Source organism: Pseudogemmobacter sp. W21_MBD1_M6 (genome assembly GCF_052119585.1).
Taxonomy (GTDB): Bacteria; Pseudomonadota; Alphaproteobacteria; order Rhodobacterales; family Rhodobacteraceae; genus JBGQOJ01.
In genome coordinates this window covers 1-5156 of sequence record NZ_JBGQOJ010000059.1, presented here as the reverse complement: position 1 = coordinate 5156, position 5156 = coordinate 1, and the positions used below count along the sequence as shown (strand labels likewise).

General features: G+C 55.7%; 7 protein-coding genes. 4 read left to right on the top strand and 3 right to left on the bottom strand.

Annotated elements, in window-relative coordinates:
* Positions 1-79 precede the first annotated feature (79 nt).
* Positions 80-961: an IS256 family transposase gene (locus tag ACEN2R_RS20700; protein ID WP_442044800.1), complete on the top strand. Its 882-nt coding sequence runs from the start codon at positions 80-82 to the stop codon at positions 959-961.
* A 363-nt stretch (positions 962-1324) separates the two neighbouring features.
* Here ACEN2R_RS20700 and ACEN2R_RS20695 read toward each other — a convergent pair whose 3' ends face one another.
* The 3 genes from ACEN2R_RS20695 to ACEN2R_RS20685 form a co-directional block, all read right to left on the bottom strand.
* Entirely contained in the window at positions 1325-1798 is a 474-nt protein-coding gene (locus tag ACEN2R_RS20695; protein ID WP_442044799.1) for a tRNA (cytidine(34)-2'-O)-methyltransferase, read from the bottom strand.
* A gap of 216 nt (positions 1799-2014) precedes the next feature.
* Positions 2015-2530, bottom strand: coding sequence for a hypothetical protein (locus tag ACEN2R_RS20690; RefSeq protein WP_442044797.1), 516 nt, complete (start codon positions 2528-2530; stop codon positions 2015-2017).
* A 276-nt stretch (positions 2531-2806) separates the two neighbouring features.
* The gene (locus tag ACEN2R_RS20685) at positions 2807-3142 is read right to left on the bottom strand and encodes a J-domain-containing protein (protein WP_442044795.1); all 336 of its coding nucleotides are present in this window, start codon (positions 3140-3142) and stop codon (positions 2807-2809) included.
* A gap of 173 nt (positions 3143-3315) precedes the next feature.
* On the opposite strand from ACEN2R_RS20685, the gene ACEN2R_RS20680 reads away from it, so the two are divergent.
* The 3 genes from ACEN2R_RS20680 to ACEN2R_RS20670 all read left to right on the top strand — a co-directional run bounded on the left by ACEN2R_RS20680 (position 3316) and on the right by ACEN2R_RS20670 (position 5140).
* The gene (locus tag ACEN2R_RS20680) at positions 3316-3948 is read left to right on the top strand and encodes a tyrosine-type recombinase/integrase (protein ID WP_442044793.1); all 633 of its coding nucleotides are present in this window, start codon (positions 3316-3318) and stop codon (positions 3946-3948) included.
* A 162-nt stretch (positions 3949-4110) separates the two neighbouring features.
* A complete protein-coding gene (locus ACEN2R_RS20675; protein WP_442044791.1) occupies positions 4111-4650 on the top strand; it encodes a GNAT family N-acetyltransferase in 540 nt (179 codons plus the stop codon).
* Positions 4651-4861: 211 nt separating this feature from the next.
* Positions 4862-5140: a hypothetical protein gene (locus ACEN2R_RS20670; protein ID WP_442044789.1), complete on the top strand. Its 279-nt coding sequence runs from the start codon at positions 4862-4864 to the stop codon at positions 5138-5140.
* Positions 5141-5156 lie beyond the last annotated feature (16 nt).

Sequence of the window (5156 nt, the reverse complement as noted above, 5' to 3'; positions counted from 1 at the left end):
CAATGCGCCGACCTTCTGCTCCAGCAGAGGCAGATAGTGCATCGGATCGAAGACCATGTCAGCTTTCTCGTAGGACCTGGTGCCGCCCTATGTGCACCGAACCAAGACATTAGAAGCGGCCTTGCCATGGCTTTATCTCAAAGGCATTTCCAGCGGCGAAATGGGAGCGGCCCTGAAGGTTCTTCTTGGCCCGGATGCGGCTGGCTTATCGGCGAATACTGTCTCCCGGCTTAAGCGAGACTGGGCCAAGGAATACGATGGATGGCGCGCGGCGGATTTAGACGACGAGCCAATCGTCTATATCTGGGCTAACGGCGTCCACAGTGGGCTTCGGGGCGGCGATGACAAACTCTGCGCCCTTGTCATTGTCGGGGTGACGGCCCGCGGCAAGAAGCGCTTTCTGGCCATCGAGGACGGGGTGCGCGAGTCAACGCAGAGCTGGCGCGAGGTTCTGCTCAGCCTCAAAAGTCGAGGAATGAATGCCCCCAAGTTGGCCATCGGTGACGGCGCAATGGGGTTTTGGGCGGCAATGGACGAAGTCTATCCCGAGACCCGCCATCAACGCTGTTGGCAACACAAAACGATGAACGTGCTCAACTGTTTGCCCAAGCTGTCGCAGCCAAAGGCCAAAGCCGCGATCCACGATATCTGGCAGGCCGAGACCAAGGACGATGCGAACAAGGCATTCGATTTGTTCACAAAACCTGCGAACCCAAATACCCCAAGGCGGCGCCGTGCCTGCAAAAAGACCGCGAAGAACTCATGGCATTCTTCGACTTCCCAGCCCAGCATTGGCAAAGCATCCGCACCAGCAATCCGATTGAATCCGCCTTCGCCACGATCCGGCACCGCACCGCACCAAGCGAGCAAAGGGCTGCCTTTCACGAGATGGTATGCTGCACATGATGTTCAAGCTCGGCCAATGCGCCGAGCAAAACTGGGGGAAGCTGCGCGGCTTTGACTACCTCGCAAAAGTCATCACAGGGGTCACGTTCAGAGACGGAATTGAAACCACACGAGATAGCCAGATCGCCGCATGACCCAAAATCCTCAAACACCAGATTTGACAATAACTCACATGACATTGATGCTGCATTATGCATCAAGGTCAGCAATGCGCAGGAAGGCGAACTTTGTAAAACTGCAAACTATGGTCGCCCATCAAGACGCGACCGGCCCAAACCGGACCTCCGCAGTCAGTTACGATGCTGCTACGCAGCTTCGCCAGACCGGCCATTCGTACATCGTGCAGCATTTTGAGATGGCGAGTGACGGTAGTGCGGGACAAAGTGGGCTCAGTCTGCGACCGCGCCAATGGCAGCTTTCAACCGCCCAGCTGAGTGCGCATAGCTTGGTAAACAACCGCTGTGGCGACGTTCGCCAAGTTGAGTGATCGAACGCGTGGATCGAGCATAGGCAACCTAAATGTTCGATCGTCCATGCCATCTAATACCGCAATTGGCAGGCCTTTGGATTCACAACCGAAAACCAAATAAGCATCGTTCTGATAGTCAGGCGCGTAAACGCTCTGCGCGCCATGTTCTTCGAAAAAATACATGCTTTCGCGCGGTGGCCTTCGATCATCCAAGAAGCTTTGCCAGCTGTCATATTCGCTGAGGTGAACGTGCTTCCAGTAGTCCGTTCCGGCCCGCCGCACTGCCTTTTCGTCTAGGGAGAACCCGTAGGGTTTGATCAGGATCAGCTGTAGATTTAGTGCCACACAGGTTCGCCCTATAGCACCGGTATTGTACGGAATTTCAGGTGTCACTAATACCAATTTCAGGCACGGATCAGACATAGGATGTGAGGGCTTTCTAGTTTACGGGCGCTGGATCGGCCCGTTGTTGGCATCCTGTTAACCTGACCAAGGGGTCCTTAACAACGCCAACTTGCCGTTCCAATGACAGCAAGCTGCCATCCGTCGCGTTGGGGAAACTCGTCGCCATGGGCTCGAAACGGACACTTGAGATAGCCGTCCATTGACTATTCAGGCGCGGTACAAAAGATAAGAAAACTATTTCTTTTCAAGAAAATGGTAAGCTTCTAGAATAGTCGCGGTCAGCTCATCAAAGAAACCCGGCATGCTGACATCGAGAAGACTTTCGGATGCCTGCGAGTTATCGGCGATAAGGTCATTGGCTGGTTTCACAATAAAAAGGGTGCTTTTGTTGGTAAGCAACTCCCGATAACTCGCGCCTGTTCCATGTTTCAGCACATTGATCGCCAGATAGTGTTGGTGGACCCTATCGGCGAGGTCAGCCTGTCCAGCAGCCAGCAGCATCGCTTTCAATTTACGTGAAAACGGGCCCCGCTTGAAGTGGCGTTGCATCCGCGCTTCAAAAACTGAAAAGATATCGACCGCGTTCAATTCAAGCGCAACAGTCGCTGCGCGAAGGTCTTCAACTTGGGTGTCGGACCCGTTCTGACCGTCCATCGCGTTCCGAATTTCTTCAATGCGATCTTGCGACGTCTTTGCCTTGGCCTGCGCCGTTGCAACCAGTTCCGGCACGCTCAGTGTCTCTTTCATCATTCATTCTCCACAGGGTCCCACTTCCCTTACGCTATGTGGCTGGGAATGACAGTGGCGGAATGGCCTGGTCGGTCTATTGCTCGCCAACGGTAGCTCAGCCGAGAGGCTGTGTGAAAACCATTTGCGATACCAAGAGACGCAGAAAATCGGCAGATATTTGAGATCTCTGATCGAGCCGAGCCATCAATCTGGCGATTGCCGAAAACAAGCGGTGCGAATTCGTGAGGAGGCCCGACTTTTCACACAGCCTGCGGACTTTGTGGCCGTTCGCTCCAATTAGCGCGACATGAACTTCCTTCGTGCCTCGACAGCAATATTGTACCGCTGCTCAAGGTCAGCGATGAGAGCCATCGCCAAACGTTTCTCTTCTTCACTCTTGGCTTCGCGATATGCCTGTCTGGCCGGCTCGAGCAGTTTCTTGATCTTGAACTCTTCGGGCAATGCCCCTGCCTCGGCCATTATCCGAACCGCTACCTGTGTTGCCATATCGGTGAAGGCCTCACCGGCATGGTCCGGCAGTGGCTTCCCTTCGCCTTCCAAGCCCTTGAGCTGTCCCTCGGCGATAGCCTTACTGATTTGTCGTTCGACAAGGTTTCTAAGGGATCGGGACATAACCTGCTGCCTTGGTCTGTCTGATTCTACACCGCTAGCTTACCATGACCTATCAGTTTGTCTGCAGTGGGCTCATCGCCGACCTCGGATGCAGCGCAGCAACATGTGGTATGTTGCGTCGGTCAACGTCGGGTTGTCGTTGTGGGAGGGCGTGGCGGATCGGAGGATCAATCATGCAAACACCAAACTTACCGGCCATTCGCGCGCTTCGCCCCGCCTGGAACAAAGGTCGCATCGTCGGCCAGAAGCGACCGCTCAAGCCCAAGCACGTGTGGGCAATCAGGGTTCGGCTTGAACTGGCCGAGAACCATCGCGACCTAGCGCTGTTCAATCTGGCTATCGATAGCAAGCTGCGTGGCTGTGATCTGGTCAGAATGAAAGTGGTCGATGTCATGGCGTCCGGCCAGATCAAGGAACGGGCGTCAGTCCTGCAAAGCAAGACGCAGAAACCTGTCCGCTTCGAAATCTCTGAAGGCACGCGGGCGTCACTGGAAAGGTGGATGCAAGACCCGCTGATGGTTGGATCTGAATACCTCTGGCCCGGTCGGTTTCACGAACGCCTTCACATCTCGACCCGCCAATATGCGCGGATTGTCCGTGAATGGGTGACGTCGATTGGCCTGGAGACGAGCGCCTACGGCACCCATTCGATGCGTCGGACCAAGGTGACGCAAATCTATAAGAAGACGGGCAACTTGCGTGCGGTCCAGCTGCTGTTGGGCCACACGAAAATGGACAGCACAGTCAGATACCTCGGTGTCGAGCTTGAGGATGCTCTTGCGATTGCAGAGGCCATTGAAATTTAAGGAACCGGGCCGTCTTCACTGACGGCCCAGAGCGGTCACCTGCCTTGACCTCTTCACGATGCGATGCGGCCCGTCATTTCAGACTTTCGCTGCATATGACAAGTGAGGCATACGGTTTTCAATTAACGGGCGCAGATTGCGTCCGCAGTTGGGGATAAGAACATGGACTTTTCGGCCGAATACAAGGGACGTGCCGCGGCCATCGCCGACCTTTTCACAGCGACCTTCACCGCCTCGGAGGGCTCAAACGAAGGCGTGTTGATTGGGGATCTGGCCCGCCGCCTGATGGCGGAGACGCCCACGCAGGATCTTCGGGTCTTCACCGCCTGGAATGGTGGCGAACTGGCTGGCGCGATCCTCTTCTCGCGGCTCAACTACGAGGGCGACAACCGCACGGTGTTCGTCCTCGGCCCTGTAGCTGTGGCGACCGGCCAGCAGCGTCAGGGCATCGGGCAGAGACTGATTTCCCACGGCCTTGAGGAACTTCGGCAGGAAGGCGTCGGACTCGCGGTGACTTACGGCGATCCGGGCTTCTACGGGCGCGCCGGCTTCAAGGTCATCACTGAGAACGACGTGCCTGCGCCTTTTCCCTTGCGGCATCCCGAAGGCTGGCTGGGCCAGTCTCTGAACAATGCGGCGCTGACGCCGTTCAAGGGGCCATCACGCTGCGTCCAGGCCTTCAACGATCCAGCCTTCTGGTAGCCGTCCATCCCGGAAAATCGGCCCAATCCGGACTTTCGATCAACCTTCAAAATGCTGCGACGCAGCGCGCCGAACCTGCCATTCGCTGCATTCGCGAACTACATAGCAAGAAGGCATCACACTTTGCCGACTGAATGTATGCCATATAGTATAGTCACGTGACGGAAGCGCTCGCAGGCAGTTCCCGATCGGCATTTCGACGAGGAGCGGTATGAGCAGGATATTTTCAAACGGCCCAAATAAGGATTTTGTCATCAATCCCTTTACGCACCTGATTGCGGGGTCATCGCGGCTGCATCTGGCAGCACCCTATTTTACGCAGCCCGACCAGCTTTTGGAGGCAGCACGAGAGGGCAAGAGGGTACAGTTGCTCATTGGTCTGAACGAAGCGACCAACCTGAATCGCCCCGAGTTTGCCGGAGACCATCAACTTAAGGGCACCTCGATTTTTACGAGTTTTCAGCTCCACACCTCGGCGCTACCGGTTTGAAGGTGGCCGGAGACCA